This window comes from Cupriavidus sp. UME77 (assembly GCF_014170355.1).
Taxonomy (GTDB): Bacteria; Pseudomonadota; Gammaproteobacteria; order Burkholderiales; family Burkholderiaceae; genus Cupriavidus; species Cupriavidus basilensis.
The window spans coordinates 123,423-136,961 of sequence record NZ_LZZU01000007.1 but is presented as its reverse complement, the minus strand read 5'-3'; the positions used below and the strand labels follow the sequence as shown (position 1 = coordinate 136,961).

General features: G+C 66.4%; 14 protein-coding genes and 2 pseudogenes. 11 read left to right on the top strand and 5 right to left on the bottom strand.

All coding sequences use genetic code 11. From position 1 onward, the window contains the following. Positions 1–196, top strand: a pseudogene (locus A9975_RS37740) (ISNCY family transposase); the annotation flags it as partial. A gap of 56 nt (positions 197–252) precedes the next feature. Continuing rightward, positions 253–833: pseudogene (locus tag A9975_RS03785) on the top strand (ISNCY family transposase); the annotation flags it as partial. Between the two features lie 90 nt (positions 834–923). Here the strand turns inward: A9975_RS03785 and A9975_RS03780 are convergent. Next, positions 924–1,304 carry a response regulator transcription factor gene (locus A9975_RS03780; RefSeq protein WP_183031453.1) on the bottom strand — a complete coding sequence of 127 codons (381 nt, stop codon included), beginning with the start codon at positions 1,302–1,304 and terminating at the stop codon, positions 924–926. 945 nt (positions 1,305–2,249) lie between these two features. Here A9975_RS03780 and atpD point away from each other — a divergent pair. From atpD to A9975_RS03735, 9 genes are read left to right on the top strand one after another with little or no spacing between them, the layout of a single operon-like run. Next, positions 2,250–3,683: a F0F1 ATP synthase subunit beta gene (gene atpD, locus A9975_RS03775; protein ID WP_370563823.1), complete on the top strand. Its 1,434-nt coding sequence runs from the start codon at positions 2,250–2,252 to the stop codon at positions 3,681–3,683. Beyond that, positions 3,658–4,068, top strand: coding sequence for a F0F1 ATP synthase subunit epsilon (locus A9975_RS03770; protein WP_183031452.1), 411 nt, complete (start codon positions 3,658–3,660; stop codon positions 4,066–4,068). Before atpD ends, A9975_RS03770 begins: the two co-directional genes overlap by 26 nt. Then, the gene (locus A9975_RS03765) at positions 4,065–4,442 is read left to right on the top strand and encodes an AtpZ/AtpI family protein (protein ID WP_183031451.1); all 378 of its coding nucleotides are present in this window, start codon (positions 4,065–4,067) and stop codon (positions 4,440–4,442) included. Before A9975_RS03770 ends, A9975_RS03765 begins: the two co-directional genes overlap by 4 nt. Next, positions 4,429–4,755, top strand: a complete 327-nt coding sequence (locus A9975_RS03760) for an ATP synthase subunit I (RefSeq protein WP_183031450.1) — start codon at positions 4,429–4,431, stop codon at positions 4,753–4,755. The genes A9975_RS03765 and A9975_RS03760 overlap by 14 nt, the downstream gene beginning before the upstream one ends. Then, positions 4,739–5,440: a F0F1 ATP synthase subunit A gene (locus tag A9975_RS03755; protein WP_183031449.1), complete on the top strand. Its 702-nt coding sequence runs from the start codon at positions 4,739–4,741 to the stop codon at positions 5,438–5,440. The genes A9975_RS03760 and A9975_RS03755 overlap by 17 nt, the downstream gene beginning before the upstream one ends. A 21-nt stretch (positions 5,441–5,461) precedes the next feature. Beyond that, on the top strand, positions 5,462–5,743 hold the full coding sequence (locus A9975_RS03750) for a F0F1 ATP synthase subunit C (protein WP_150990106.1): 282 nt from the start codon (positions 5,462–5,464) through the stop codon (positions 5,741–5,743). Between the two features lie 3 nt (positions 5,744–5,746). After that, a complete protein-coding gene (locus A9975_RS03745) occupies positions 5,747–6,568 on the top strand; it encodes a F0F1 ATP synthase subunit B (protein ID WP_183031448.1) in 822 nt (273 codons plus the stop codon). Then, positions 6,565–8,181 carry an alternate F1F0 ATPase, F1 subunit alpha gene (locus A9975_RS03740; RefSeq protein WP_183031447.1) on the top strand — a complete coding sequence of 539 codons (1,617 nt, stop codon included), beginning with the start codon at positions 6,565–6,567 and terminating at the stop codon, positions 8,179–8,181. The genes A9975_RS03745 and A9975_RS03740 overlap by 4 nt, the downstream gene beginning before the upstream one ends. Beyond that, positions 8,178–9,074, top strand: coding sequence for a F0F1 ATP synthase subunit gamma (locus A9975_RS03735; protein ID WP_183031446.1), 897 nt, complete (start codon positions 8,178–8,180; stop codon positions 9,072–9,074). Before A9975_RS03740 ends, A9975_RS03735 begins: the two co-directional genes overlap by 4 nt. Here A9975_RS03735 and A9975_RS03730 read toward each other — a convergent pair. The 4 genes from A9975_RS03730 to A9975_RS03715 are packed head-to-tail and all read right to left on the bottom strand — an operon-like array spanning position 8,987 to position 13,489. After that, positions 8,987–10,561, bottom strand: coding sequence for an efflux transporter outer membrane subunit (locus A9975_RS03730; protein ID WP_183031445.1), 1,575 nt, complete (start codon positions 10,559–10,561; stop codon positions 8,987–8,989). The two genes, A9975_RS03735 and A9975_RS03730, sit on opposite strands and share 88 nt — an antisense overlap. Next, complete coding sequence (locus A9975_RS03725; protein ID WP_183031444.1) at positions 10,558–11,655, bottom strand: HlyD family secretion protein; 1,098 nt, start codon at positions 11,653–11,655, stop codon at positions 10,558–10,560. The genes A9975_RS03730 and A9975_RS03725 overlap by 4 nt, the downstream gene beginning before the upstream one ends. Continuing rightward, entirely contained in the window at positions 11,652–12,350 is a 699-nt protein-coding gene (locus A9975_RS03720; RefSeq protein ID WP_183031443.1) for an ABC transporter ATP-binding protein, read from the bottom strand. The genes A9975_RS03725 and A9975_RS03720 overlap by 4 nt, the downstream gene beginning before the upstream one ends. Before the next feature lie 2 nt (positions 12,351–12,352). Next, the gene (locus A9975_RS03715) at positions 12,353–13,489 is read right to left on the bottom strand and encodes an ABC transporter permease (RefSeq protein WP_183031462.1); all 1,137 of its coding nucleotides are present in this window, start codon (positions 13,487–13,489) and stop codon (positions 12,353–12,355) included. Positions 13,490–13,539: the final 50 nt, after the last annotated feature.

Sequence of the window (13,539 nt, the reverse complement as noted above, 5' to 3'; positions counted from 1 at the left end):
GCGGCAACGGCCCGAACAGGCGGCCCCGGGCACGAAACCACAACGGCAGCTGAATGCGGAAGACTTGCGTCGCGCCATCGATGAACTGACGCAACCGCCCCACCCTGTAGATACCTTACCGCCTCAGGCCAGCTCGACTGCCTTACGGAAACAGCCAGGAAAAAGACGTAAAAGAATCAAAACCATCCTGCATTAAACCGGACATTCTGATCTGGCCAAAGAGAGGACATTTGAATTTGGCCTAGACAAACGGTGTCCTTCTACAGCGACAAGGCCAGCATCTTCCGGGTCAATGCCAAAGGCGTCACCACAGGGCGAGACCATACGCAGTTCGGGCGCGCGCTGTACGAGCTGAATATCGAGAGCCTGTGCGCCAACAGCAGCCAGGCCAAGGGCCGCGTGGAGCGAATGAATGGCACGCTGCAGGACCGGCTGGTCAAGGAGTTGCGCCAGCGCGGCATCTCGACGCTGGCCGAGGCCAATGCCTTTGCCCCGGTCTTCCTGGCGGACTTCAATGTGCGGTTCGCCAAGATGCCCAGAAGCGACTTCAATGCGCACCGTCCCGTACGGCCCGACGAGGACCTCAAGCGCATCTTTACCTGGCGCGAATGGCGCAAAGTCTCCAACCGACCGACGCTGCAATACGACCGCAAGCTGTATCTCATCACCGACCAACCTGAGCGTCGCTCCCTGGTTCATCGCTACATTGATGTGCCGAGTATCCGGACGGCCGTATCGAGTTGTGGGCCGACGGCGCCGCCCTGCCCTACACGACCTATGACCGGCTGTCCGAGGTCAATCAGGGCGCGGTGGTGGCAAACAAGCGGCTGGGCTTACGCCCCGGCCGATGTTGTGCGCCAAGGCCTCGGGATCGATCCTCGGTCGTCGGGAGACCAGTGCGGCCATAGCGCCGTCTGCAGGTATCAGGTACTTACGGTACTGCCCGCGGTCAGGCGCTGGCTCAAGTCGTTCAGGATCGCATCCAACTCAAGCAGCTTGATCGGCTTGACCAGGTAGCGATCGGCCCCGCTTTCGAAGGCCCGCCGCTTGGCGTGGTCGCTGCCCAGTGCCGTTAGCATGACGATGCCGCAATAGGGCCACTGCCGGCGCAGCGCTTCTATCACGTCGAAGCCGCAGCCTTCGGGCAGCATGATGTCGACGACGGCGATGTCGGCCTGGTCGCCCAAAGACGAAAACTCGGCCACGTTGCCCACCTGGAGCACTTGCCACTGCCGCTTCTGCAGGAAGGCGGCCATCTCTTCGCGCAGTTCACTCTCGTCCTCGAGTAGAAGGATTCTCCGCATATCCCTATCAAATATATGAGCATCGGCCAGTCCCGGGCCGGTGCGACCTACGCTGACATAGCCCGCACGACCGGCTTGCCCGCTGGAGTCATGAACTGCCCACCCGGATCAAGGAGCCGACTTGTCCAGGGCGAGTATTGAAATCGCGCCGGACTGTACGTCGTTCAAGCAGGCATTGCCCATGCTCGACTGGGGCCCTTCGATTCCCGCGCGGTTGACCGGGGGCCCGTGGATGGCCAGGCCGCAAACCTTGCCCCCGCCCGTCCATCGGGATGCGGGAAAAGCGCGCCGGGGAACGTGATCCACCGAGCGGGCCGGGAACGACCCGCGCTTTATCATGCGGTGGCAAAGCCGCCGGGATACCCCTCAGCGCGGCTTGGGATCGCTTGGGCAGCGCTCACGGCGCCACCGGCACATAGCGAGGAAATGGCTGTCTGGAGCAAGGGAACGGTGGCGAGCTTTTTCATCTCTTCTCTCTGTACGGAAGGAAGCCGGCGATACAAGGACGGCGACAAGCAGGGAATTCTTGATAGGTGCCGATGTTAGCGAGCCGCCCGCCGGCAAAGCTGACAAATCCTGACATCCACTGCGAGCGGAGCGGTCGCCAGGGCCCTTGAAGCGTTGCAGTCGCTGCCGCTGCCCGCGCCGCAATCAGCGGTCCGATCGCTCCGGCTGCGCAACGTCTTGCTTCGGTGCCACGCATGCACTAAGTTGACCTGTATCAACTTTTCCCGGCTGGACAAGCGCATCATTGTGCATTGCCGCGCGCGCGGCGCCTGGTGCGGGCATCACGGTGAAAACGGCAGCAAGTCACGGGAGGCTTGAGGATGAACACATGACCGGAGCAAGCGCAGCGGCAGTGGCACATCGCCGGACGGCCTGGCCGGCACGGTTGGGGGCCACGTGCCCGCATGGCGCGGTTTCGCCCGCACATGGAGGCTGCCGGTGAGCGCGAGCCAGGGGGTGGTTGCCGCGGTGCGCGGTAGCGTCGTCGACGTGCGCTTCGAGGCAGGGCTGCCGCCGATTCGCACCTTGCTGCGTACCGGCGTGGATGGCCGGATCGCCATCGAAGTCCTGGCGCAGCGCGATGCGCGGCATGTGCGCTGCATCGCGCTGACCTCCACCCAAGGGCTGGCGCGAGGCATGGCGGTGCAGGATACCGGTGGGCCATTGCAGGCACCGGTAGGCGCCAGCATCCTGTCGCGCATGTTCGACGTGTTCGGGCAGCCCATCGACGGGTTGCCCGCGCCGCAACATGTCCAGTGGCGCTCGGTGCACCGAGCGCCGCCGCCCCTGTCACAGCGCTCCACGCAGTCGATGGTGTTCGAGACCGGCATCAAGGCGATCGACGTGCTGCTGCCGCTCGAAACCGGGGGCAAGGCAGGCTTGTTTGGCGGCGCGGGCGTGGGCAAGACGGTGCTGCTCACCGAGCTGATCCACAACATGGTCGGCCATCACCGGGGCGTGAGCATCTTCTGCGGCATCGGCGAGCGCTGCCGCGAGGGCGAGGAGCTTTACCACGACATGCGCGAGGCCGGCGTCCTGCAGGACATGGTCATGGTCTTCGGCCAGATGAACGAACCCCCGGGCGCGCGCTTCCGGGTTGGTCATGCTGCGCTGACGATGGCCGAGTACTTCCGCGACGATGAGCACCGCGACGTCCTGCTGCTGATCGACAATATCTTCCGCTTTATCCAGGCCGGATCGGAGGTGTCTGGCCTGATGGGCCAGATGCCGTCGCGGCTGGGCTACCAGCCGACCATGGGCACCGAACTGTCCGGGCTGGAGGAGCGCATCGCCAACACCGACACTGGCGCCATCACCTCGATCCAGGCGGTCTACGTGCCCGCGGACGATTTCACCGACCCGGCGGCGGTGCATACCTTCTCGCACCTGTCGGCGTCCATCGTCCTGTCGCGCAAGCGCGCGAGCGAGGGCCTCTACCCGGCTGTCGACCCGCTGCAATCGAATTCCAGGATGGCCACGCCCGGCATCGTCGGCGCGCGCCACTATCGCCTGGCGCAGGATATCCGGCGCACGCTGGCGCAGTACGCGGAACTCAAGGACATCATCGCCATGCTGGGGTTGGAACAGCTCTCCCCCGCCGACCGCGGCGTCGTCGCCCGCGCCCGACGCCTGGAGCGTTTCCTGAGCCAGCCGTTCTTCACCACGGAGCAGTTCACCGGCATCAAGGGCAGGACTGTCAGCCTGGCGGATTCGCTCGATGGGTGCGAGCGCATCCTGCGCGACGAGTTCAAGGACTACCCCGAAAGCGCGCTCTACATGATCGGGCCGATCGCCGAAGCAAGGGGCAAGCCCGCGCCCGTGGCGCCAGAGCCAGCCAAGGAGAGCCATGCCGCCGGATCGCATGCTGCTTGAAGTACTGCTGCCCTTCCGGGTCTTCCTGCGCAAGCGCGAAGTGTCGCGCGTCGTGGCGGAGACCGCCGGGGGGGCGTTCGGCATGCTGCCGCATCGCCTCGATTGCGTCGCGGCGCTCGCGCCCGGCATCCTCACCTTCGAAACGCCGGCCGATGGCGAAGTGTTTATCGCGGTCGATGAGGGTGTGTTGGTCAAGACCGGCCTCGATGTGCGCGTGTCGGTACGCCGCGCCATGGCAGGCGCCGACCTGGCCACGCTGCGCGACACCGTCGAGCGTGAGTTCCTGGCCCAGGACGAGCAGGCGCGCAGCCTGCGCACGGTCATGGCCAAGCTGGAGACGGGCTTTCTTGCGCGCTTCGCCAAGCTTCACAAGCCATCGCCATGACCGAGCCACCGCCCGGCGGACCGCCGAAGCCCGCGCCCACGCTGGCAGGCAAAGTGGGCGCCAAGGCGCAGCGCAAGCTCAGGGCGCGGCGCCAGGGCGTGCCGGGGGTCTGGTTCGGGTTGGGCATGATGGGGCTGGTTGGCTGGTCGGTGGTGGTGCCGACGCTGCTCGGCGCGGCGCTGGGCATCTGGCTGGACAAGCACTATCCGGGCCGGCACGCGTGGACGCTGGCGCTGCTGGTGGCCGGCCTCGTGCTCGGCTGCTTCAATGCCTGGCACTGGGTCGCCAAGGAGGACCGCGCCATGCGGCGAGACCAGGACCAGGAACAGGAACAGGACCGGGACCAGAAGGAGAAAGACGATGCGGATACATGACGTGGCGGCATTGCTGCTTGCGGCCCTCGCGGGTGGCGCACTCGGTGGCTTCTTTTTCGGTGGCCTGTGGTGGACGGTCCGCCGCACGCTTTCATCCGGTCAGTCGGCCCTATGGCTGCTGGGCAGCCTGCTGCTGCGCATGGGCGCCACGCTGCTTGGCTTCTACGCCGTCGGCGCGGGGCAATGGGAGCGGATGGCTGCCTGCCTGGCTGGTTTTGCATTGGCACGCGTGGCGGTGACATGGATGACGGGGCGATGGGCAGACCGCCACACCCCGGCGCCTCGGGAGACGGGCCATGCGCCTCAGCCCTGACCAGTGGATCTTCTGGCAGCACGGCTTCGTCAAGCTCAACGGCACGATCCTCTTCACCTGGGTGCTGATGGCGGTGCTGACCCTGGGCTCCTGGCTGGTCACGCGCCGGCTCTCGTTGGGCCACCGCCGCTCGCGCTGGCAGAACCTGCTTGAAATCATCGTGACCGGGATCGCGCAGCAAATCGCGGAAGTCGGCCTTCGCCAGCCGCGCAAGTATCTCGGTTTCCTGGGCACCCTGTTCCTGTTCGTCGCCGCGGCCAGCCTGTTTACCATCGTTCCCGGCTACGAGCCGCCCACCGGATCGCTGTCGACCACGCTGGCGCTGGCGTTGTGCGTGTTCGTGGCGGTGCCGCTGTACGGCATCCGCGACCAGGGGCTGCGCGGCTACCTGAAGTCCTACCTCGAGCCGACCTTGATGATGCTGCCGTTCAACATCATCAGCGAGCTGTCGCGCACCCTTGCGCTGGCTGTTCGCCTGTTCGGCAATATGATGAGCGGAGCCATGATCATTGCCATCCTGGTGACGATCACGCCGTTCCTGTTTCCCATCGTGATGACCGCGCTCGGCCTGCTTACCGGCATGGTGCAGGCTTATATCTTCAGCATCCTGGCCGCGGTCTATCTCGCGGCGGCCACGCATGGCGGCAAGGAGGAGCCAGGCCTGCCACTCGAAAAGACACCCTGAACCCGACCAAGGAACCATCCCATGGACAGCCTGACAATCATCGCGGTGGCATCGATCGCCATGGCCGGCCTCTGCACCGGCTTCGGCTGCATGGGGCCCGCGCTCGCGGAAGGCCGGGCGGTAGCGACGGCGCTGACGTCGCTGGCGCAGCAGCCCGATGCATCGGCCACGATCACCCGCACGCTCTTCGTCGGCCTGGCGATGATCGAGTCGACGGCGATCTATTGCTTCGTCGTCTCGATGATCCTGATCTTTGCCAACCCCTTCTGGAACGCCGCCATCGCCCGCGCGGTGGCCAGGTAAGCCATGCTGATCGACTGGTTCACCGTGGGTGCGCAGGCGCTCAACTTCGTCATCCTCGTCTGGCTGCTGAAGCGCTTTCTTTACCAGCCCGTGCTTGACGCCATCGACGCCCGCGAGGGCAGGATCGCCAGGCAGATCGCAGATGCCAGCGCCAAGGAAGCCGAGGCGCGCAAGCAAGGCGAGGCGTTCCAGCGAAAGACCGATGCGTTCGAGCGCGAGCGTGCTGCGCTGTTGGCACAGGCGGCTGGCGATGCCGAGACACAGCGCCGGCAGTGGCTGGAAGCCGCGCGCCAGGCAGCGGACGCGCTGGCCGCAAAACGGCAGGACGCGCTGCGCAGCGAAGCCGGGCAACTGACGCAGGCGCTCGGCGACCTGGCACGTCGAGAGGTGTTTGCCGTCGCGCGCCGGGCGCTCGCGGACCTGGCCTCGGCGAGCCTCGAAGAACGCGTGGCAGACGTCTTCATCCGCCGTCTGCGTGCGCTCGACGAGCCTGCCAGAGCCAGTCTTGCGGCCGCGCTCAGGCAGCCGGCGGCGCACGCGGTGGTGCGCAGCGCGTTCGCGCTGCCCGCCGCACAGTGCGCCGCCATCCAGGCGGCGGTGAATGACACACTGGGCACCAGCATCCCCTTGCAGTTCGACCCGGCCCCGGAACTGGTAAGCGGCATCGAACTCATCGTCGGCGGCCAGAAGCTGGCGTGGAGCATCGATCGCTATCTCGGCTTGCTGGAGCAGGCCGTGAGCGAGCTGCTGAGCGCGGAAAACGGGGCGATGCATGCCGGGCCCGAGCCGGATTCCACGCCAAAGCCCGAGGCCAGCCAGCCATGAACTTCGCGCTTACCCCGCCGCAAACCGCCATCGATCGGGCGTTCGCCGCCATGGGCGAGGCGCGCAGCCGGTTCGTGCCGGCACTAGCGGCGCAGGAGGTGGGCACGATCGTCAGCGTGGCCACGGGCGTCGCGCAAGTCTGCGGCCTGCCTGGCATCGGCTATGACGAACTGGTGCGCTTTCCCGGCGACGTGTACGGCATCGCGTTCAATGTCGATGAAGACGAGGTCGGCGTGGTGCTGCTCGACGACTACTGGCGGCTGCGCGCCGGCGACCAGGTCGAGCGCACGGGCCGCGTGATGGACGTGGCCGTGGGAAAGACGCTGCTCGGGCGCGTGATCGATCCGCTTGGCCGCCCGCTCGATGGCCTCGGGCCGCTCGCGGCCAGCGCGCGATTGCCGATCGAGCGCCCGGCCGCACCCATCATGGAGCGCGCGGCGGTCACGGTGCCGCTGCAAACCGGCGTGAAAGTCATCGATGCGTTGATTCCCATCGGGCGGGGCCAGCGCGAACTGATTCTGGGGGACCGCCAGACCGGCAAGACCGCCATTGCCATCGATACCATCCTGAACCAGCGCGGCCAGGATGTCGTGTGCGTGTATTGCGCCATCGGCCAGCGCGCCTCGGCTGTTGCCAAGGCGGTGGCGACCCTGCGCGCCAAGGGGGCGATGGACTATACCGTCGTGGTCGTCACCGAAGGCAACCAGCCACCAGGCCTGGCCTATATCGCGCCGTATGCCGCCACCAGCATCGCCGAGCACTTCATGGAGGCCGGGCGGGACGTGCTGATCGTCTACGACGACCTCACCCAGCACGCCCGCGCCTACCGCGAGCTTTCGCTGCTGCTGCGCCGCCCACCCGGCCGCGAGGCTTTCCCGGGGGACATCTTTTATATCCATTCGCGGCTGCTGGAGCGGGCCACGCACCTCGCCGCCGAGCGCGGTGGCGGCTCGATTACCGCGCTGCCGATCATTGAGACCGAGGCGCAAGACATGTCGGCTTACATCCCGACCAACCTGATCTCGATTACCGACGGCCAGGTCTATCTGTCGCCTACGCTGTTCGCACTTGGCGTGCTGCCCGCGGTGGATGTCGGCAAGTCGGTGTCGCGCGTGGGCGGCAAGGCGCAGCGGGGCAGCTTTCGCGCGGTGGCCGGCGATCTCAAGCTCGCCTACGCGCAGTTCGAGGAACTCGAGACGTTCTCCCGTTTCGGCGCCAGGCTCGATGATGACAGCCGCCAGTCCATCGCGCACGGCCAGCGCATTCGCGCCTGCCTGATGCAGCCCGAATCCGACCCGGTCCCGGTGCCTGCGCAGATCGCCATCCTGAGCGCGCTGACCGCGCGGCTGTTCGATGCCGTGCCGCTGGACCGGATGCAGGACGCGCAGCTTGCAGTGCGCGCCGCGGCGGCGAGCATCCCACCGGCGGTATCCGCCCGCTTCGAGGCCGCGGGCAAGCCGGACGAGGCGGATGGCCAGGCAGTGACCGCGATCGTCCGCGCCGCCCTTGCGCAGTTCCAGGCCGGGGCCGATACCGGTACCGATACCGGTACCGATACCGGGGCCGGGCTCGAAGCGCAGGCACATTCTGCGGCAGAGGGGTGGAGGCAATGAGCGACTCGGCCGCCACGCTGCGGCACCAGATCGGCAGCGCCACGGATCTGCAAGCCGTTGTTCGCACCATGCGCGCGCTGGCCGCCTCCAGCATCAGCCAGTACGAGCAGTCCGTGCTGGCGCTAGCCGACTACCGCCGCGCGGTGAGCCTTGGTCTTTGGGCATGCCTGCGCACGCTGGCGCCCGCAGGTTTAACGCCTGGGGAGAGCAAGCCTGCCTTAGCGGGAGCGGTCGGCGCCATCGTGTTCGGCTCCGACCAGGGGCTGGTGGGCCAGTTCAACGAGGTGATCGTCGACCATGCGCTCAAAACGCTCCTGGCCATGCCCGGAAAGCGAGAGGTCTGGGCCGTCGGCGAGCGGGTGCGGGCTCGCCTGGCCAGCGCCGGCGTGAGCGTGGCCGGCACCTATGCGGTGCCCGGCTCGGTCGAGGCCATTGCCCCGCTGGTCGACCGGCTGCAGCTCGATACGGAAACACACCCGAGCCAGGCCGCGCAACCCCGTATCTACGTCTTCTACAATCAGCCAAGGCCGGGCGCCCTCTTCCAGCCCGTAGAGCAGCGCCTGTTGCCCCTTGACGCGCAATGGCTGGCCGGGTTGCTGGCGCAGCGCTGGCCGACGCCGAATCCGCCGGAAGTGATCGGGGGCGGCACCGCCACGATGCGCGCGCTGATCCGCGAGCACCTTTTTATCTCGCTGTTCAGCGCCTGCGCCGAATCGCTGGCGAGCGAGAACGCCAGCCGCCTGGCTGCGATGGAGCGGGCCGACAAGAACATCGACGAATTGCTCGCCAGCCTTCGCGGCCAATTTCACAGCGAGCGGCAAAGCGCGATCGACGAGGAGCTGTTCGATGTGGTGGCTGGGTACGAGGCGCTGTCCGAGGATGACATTGGCTGAATGGTGCCATCACGATGCGGCAGGCCTGAGCGGCTGTTGGGATATTCGGCGCTGGCGTCCCAGCCCCCGCCCAGCGACAGGAACAACGCCACAGTGTCCTGCAGCCGCTGGGTCGTGGCTTGCAGGTAGCCGATATCGGCCTGGTGAAATTGGGCGTCCGCCACCAGCACCTGCAAGTAGCCGGCGGTGCCGCCCTGGAAGTTGGCCTGGATCTCCTGCAAGGCCTCTTGCGCGAGATCCCGCCCATAGCGCGTGGCCTCGACCAGCTCACCATCGTGCTCCAGGGCCCGCAACGCGTCTGCCACCTGCCCGAATGCGGCCAGCACCACTTGACGGTAGCCAGCCTGCGCCGCTTCCATCTGCGCCAGGGCAGCTCGCCGCCGGTAGTACAGTTCGCCGCCATGGAACAACGGCGCTGTGAGGCCCGCCCCCAGGCTCCAGACTGCACTGCCACCGCCAAACAGCGTCCCGAGCTGCAAGCTCTCGCGGCCATAGCCAGCACTCAGGGTGATGGCGGGAAACATGGCGGCGGTGGCCACGCCTACCTCGGCGCTGGCGACGTGCAGCTGCGCTTCGGCCAGCAGCACGTCGGGACGGCGCCGGACCAGTTCCGCCGGCAGCAGCCGGGGAATGTCCGCCGGCAAGCGCAGGGTCTCCAGCGTCACGGCAAGCGGTTCGCCCTCGGCAGGGTACTGGCCAGACAGGGTCGCCTCCAGATGATCGGCCTGCTCCAGCTTTTGCCGCAGCGCAGGCAACGTCGCCTCCAGCGCGGCAAGCTGCACCGCCAGGCTCAGTTCGCTGGCGTGTGCTGTCGTGCCGGCCTGCACCTGCGCGCGCGTGATCTCCACCTGTTCGCGCACCAGGGCCGCCAGCTCGGTGGTGGACTGGATCTGCGCCGCGTAGCCGGCCTGTGCGACCACGGTGTTGACCAGATTGCCCGTCAGCGCCAGGTAGGCGGCGCCGAGCGTCTGCCGCTGCAGGTCGACCTGGGCGGACAGCGCCTCGACCGTGCGCCGGTTCAGGCCGAACAGGTCGAGCGTATAGCTGACCGTCGCGCTCAGCGAGAACAAGTTGAAGACGGTGCCCGGGACGGCCTGGCCGATGCGGACCGGCGATGCCGACTGCCGGGTGGCCCCGGCTGCGGCGTCCAGCTGCGGGTAGAACACGCCGGCACCGGCGCGCATGGCAGCCTCGCTCTGCCGCAGGTTGGCCTGCGCCGCCTGCAGTGTGGGGTTGCCCGCCAGAGCCCGGATCATGGCGCCGTCCAGCGCGGCGCTGCCGAACATGCGCCACCAGTCCGCCGGCAACGTGGCCCCTTCCATGAAAATTTGCGAGATCCCGTCACCGGGCGCCGTGCGCACCGCGTCTGCATCGCGCGTGTAGCTGGCCGGCACCGCCGGCTCGGGGCGGACGAAGTCCGGGCCCACGGCGCAGCCGCCCAGCAAGGCAAGGACTAGCGCGAACCCGGGCAGCGCATGGCGCTTCATGAGGCGCCACCCAGGTAGACATCGACCAGTTGGCCCGGATAGACAGTGAGGTTCTGCGGCGGGCTGAACCTGAACAGCAGGGGCAGCACGCGCACGTCCACGCGCTCGGTACGTTGGTCGGACAGCTGGATCTTTGGCGTGACGTAAGGCTGCGTGCGCACGAACTCCAGCGGGATGCTGGTGTTGGTGCCGCGCACAAACATCCTTCCCTGCAGCGCCTGCCCGGATTTTGCGCTCGGCAGGCGCTGCAGCAGGATCTCGTCGACATACACGCGCACCGCCAGCGTGCCTGGTGCGCTGCCCATCACGATCACAGGGGTATTGGCCTGCGTATAGGTGCCGTAGGTGCCTTGCGAGGACACATAGGCGCCCACCGCCGTATTGACCGACATCACCACGCCGTCCACCGGCGCGCGGATCACGTACTTGCCGAGCAATGCCGTGGAGGCAGCCGCGGCCTTACGCAACGCATCGACCTGCCGTTCCTGATTGCGGATGTCATAGACCCAGGCGCCGGCGCGCGTCAGCTCCAGCTGGCGGCGCGCCACGTCGAGGTTGCCGCGCGCCACGCGCACCGCATTGGCGGCGTTGTCCATGGCGTCCTGGCTGACGGAGCGGGCGTTGAGCGCATAGGACCGCTGCAGCTTGTCGAGCTGGTCCTGCACCGTCTTCAGGCTGGCGGAACTCGCCTCGGCCTGCGCGCGCGCCACCTCCAGCGTTTCCTTGCGCGGCTGCGCCCTGAGCTGCGCGAGCTGGGCCTCGGCAGCCTCCGCCTGCGCCTGTTGCTGCGCGGCCAGCGCGCGCTGCACGGAATCCTCGATCACCAGCAAGTCCGCGCCCCGCCCCACCTCCTGCCCCTCGCGCACCGGAATACGGACTACCGTTCCCGCGACTTCGGGATACAGGTTGATATTGGCGCCGTTGTCCTGGTAGCTCTCGATGATGCCATTGGCGTAGATACCGTTCTTGTACGGATTGGCCGCTGGCTGGAACACCGGCGGCAGCGGCGGCCGCTGCTGAGCATAGAGAATGGCCGCCACCACGCCGATCAGGGCGCCCAGCGCTGAGAGGATGAACAACAGCTTGTTCTTCATCGTGCCTCTCCCCGCTCGATACCCTTGAGCTTGCCATCTTCCATATCGAGGATGCGGGTGGCCATGTCGAAGATGCGGGCATCGTGGGTGACGATCACGATGCAGCGCTTGTCGTTGAGGATATGCACCTTGACGAACTCCATGATGGCGTGGCCGGTGTCGCCGTCCAGCGAGGCCGTGGGCTCGTCGAGAATCAGGATGTCGGGCTGGCTGACAATGGCACGGGCGATGGCCACGCGCTGCTGCTCGCCGCCGCTGAGCTTGATCGGCGGCAACTGGGCGCGGTTGGCCAGCCCGACGATCTCCAGGTAGCGCTTGGCTTCGTTCAGCGCATCGTTCCAGTCGCGGCCCTTGAGAATCAGCGGGATCGCCACGTTTTCCAGCGTGGTCAGGCGCCCAAACAGGTGGAAGTCCTGGAACACGAAGCCGATCCTGGCGAGGCGGAACGCCGCCAGCGCATCGTTGTCCATCTGCCAGATACTGGTGCCGTCGATCACCACCTCGCCACCGTCCGGGCGCAGGATGCCGGAGATCACGCTCAGCAGCGTGGTCTTGCCGCTGCCGGATGGGCCTACGATAAACAGGATCTCGCCGAAGTACGCCTCGAAGGTGACCTGCCTGAGCGCATTGGTCCGGGCCTCCCCTTGGCCGAACCATTTTTCCAGCGCCTTTGCGGCAATGGCAACGCGCGGCATGCTTACCCCCGGAAGATGTCGAAGGGTTCGATGCGCAGCACCTTGCGCACGCCGATATAACCGGACACGGCAGCGATCACGATCACCATCACCAGTGCGAGGCCCAGGTTATAGAACGTGATCATGGCGGCGTAGTCGGGGATACGCAGCCGCGCCAGGCTGATCAGGATGGCGCACAGCCCAATGCCCAGGCCGTAGCCGGTCAGCGCGGTGAAAGCCGCCTGGAACACGATCATCGCTACCAGTTCGTGCCCCTTGGCGCCGATGGCCTTGAGTGCGCCGAACTTCTCCAGGTTCTCGAGGATAAAGGTGTAGAACGTCTGCCCGGAGATCGACAGGCCGACGATAAAGCTGATCACGGTCATCAGCAGGATATTGGTGCCGAGCCCAGTCTTGTATTTGTAGAAATCCGAGATGCGCTGGATGAACTGCGCCTTGGTGAGCGCGCGGTAGCCCAGCCGTTGCACCTCCTGCTGAATCCGCGTGACGTCCGCCATGGACTTGGGCTCCACGAGAATGTAGGAAATCGTGTAGCGCGTGGTCGGCAGGTACTGGATGGCGCGCTGGTAGGTCGTGTAGAGCGTGGGCACACCAAACAGGCCCGTGGTGGAGACCTGTGCAATCCCGACGATGACGCCGCGGTTATCGTTGATCTCGAATTCGGTGCCCACCGCCGGGTTCTCCAGCTTGTCGAATTCGGCATCCTTGACGACCAGGAAGGCGTTCTCGGCGTAGATGTCCTCGATCCTGCCATTGAGCACGTCAGGGCGCCCGAACAGGCTGGCGTCATCAATGCCAACCACGGTCACTGGCTGGTAGGTGCCGCTGCGCAGACGTACCAGCGCGCCGCCCGAGTAGAGCGGCACCGCAAACTTGACGCCCTCGATACTGCGCACGGCATCGAGCACGTAGTCCGGCATGCCGATGGTATTGGCCACGGTATTGACCGCCGGGTCCATGACCCAGATGCTCGCGCCGATGTTGTACACGGTCGACGACGATCGATTGAGCACGCCGGCGAACAGCGAGGTCATCTCGATCATCAGGAACACCGCGAATGTGATCCCGACCAGCAATCCGGTGAACTTGGCCCGGTCGTTGACCAGCAGCTTGTACGCGAGTTTGAGGATACCGGGCACCATGTTCTTGCTTTCTTGACCGTGTGCTGCGCAGGGGGCATCAAGGCATG

Bases quoted from the DNA above. Each gene is read 5' to 3' on its own strand.
- A9975_RS03735 (WP_183031446.1), top strand. From the start codon at position 8,178: ATGAGCGACTCGGCCGCCACGCTGCGGCACCAGATCGGCAGCGCCACG.
- A9975_RS03755 (WP_183031449.1), top strand. From the start codon at position 4,739: ATGCGCCTCAGCCCTGACCAGTGGATCTTCTGGCAGCACGGCTTCGTC.
- A9975_RS03720 (WP_183031443.1), bottom strand. From the start codon at position 12,350: ATGCCGCGCGTTGCCATTGCCGCAAAGGCGCTGGAAAAATGGTTCGGC.
- A9975_RS03780 (WP_183031453.1), bottom strand. From the start codon at position 1,304: ATGCGGAGAATCCTTCTACTCGAGGACGAGAGTGAACTGCGCGAAGAG.
- A9975_RS03740 (WP_183031447.1), top strand. From the start codon at position 6,565: ATGAACTTCGCGCTTACCCCGCCGCAAACCGCCATCGATCGGGCGTTC.
- A9975_RS03765 (WP_183031451.1), top strand. From the start codon at position 4,065: ATGACCGAGCCACCGCCCGGCGGACCGCCGAAGCCCGCGCCCACGCTG.
- A9975_RS03730 (WP_183031445.1), bottom strand. From the start codon at position 10,561: ATGAAGCGCCATGCGCTGCCCGGGTTCGCGCTAGTCCTTGCCTTGCTG.
- A9975_RS03750 (WP_150990106.1), top strand. From the start codon at position 5,462: ATGGACAGCCTGACAATCATCGCGGTGGCATCGATCGCCATGGCCGGC.
- A9975_RS03745 (WP_183031448.1), top strand. From the start codon at position 5,747: ATGCTGATCGACTGGTTCACCGTGGGTGCGCAGGCGCTCAACTTCGTC.
- A9975_RS03725 (WP_183031444.1), bottom strand. From the start codon at position 11,655: ATGAAGAACAAGCTGTTGTTCATCCTCTCAGCGCTGGGCGCCCTGATC.
- A9975_RS03760 (WP_183031450.1), top strand. From the start codon at position 4,429: ATGCGGATACATGACGTGGCGGCATTGCTGCTTGCGGCCCTCGCGGGT.
- A9975_RS03770 (WP_183031452.1), top strand. From the start codon at position 3,658: ATGCCGCCGGATCGCATGCTGCTTGAAGTACTGCTGCCCTTCCGGGTC.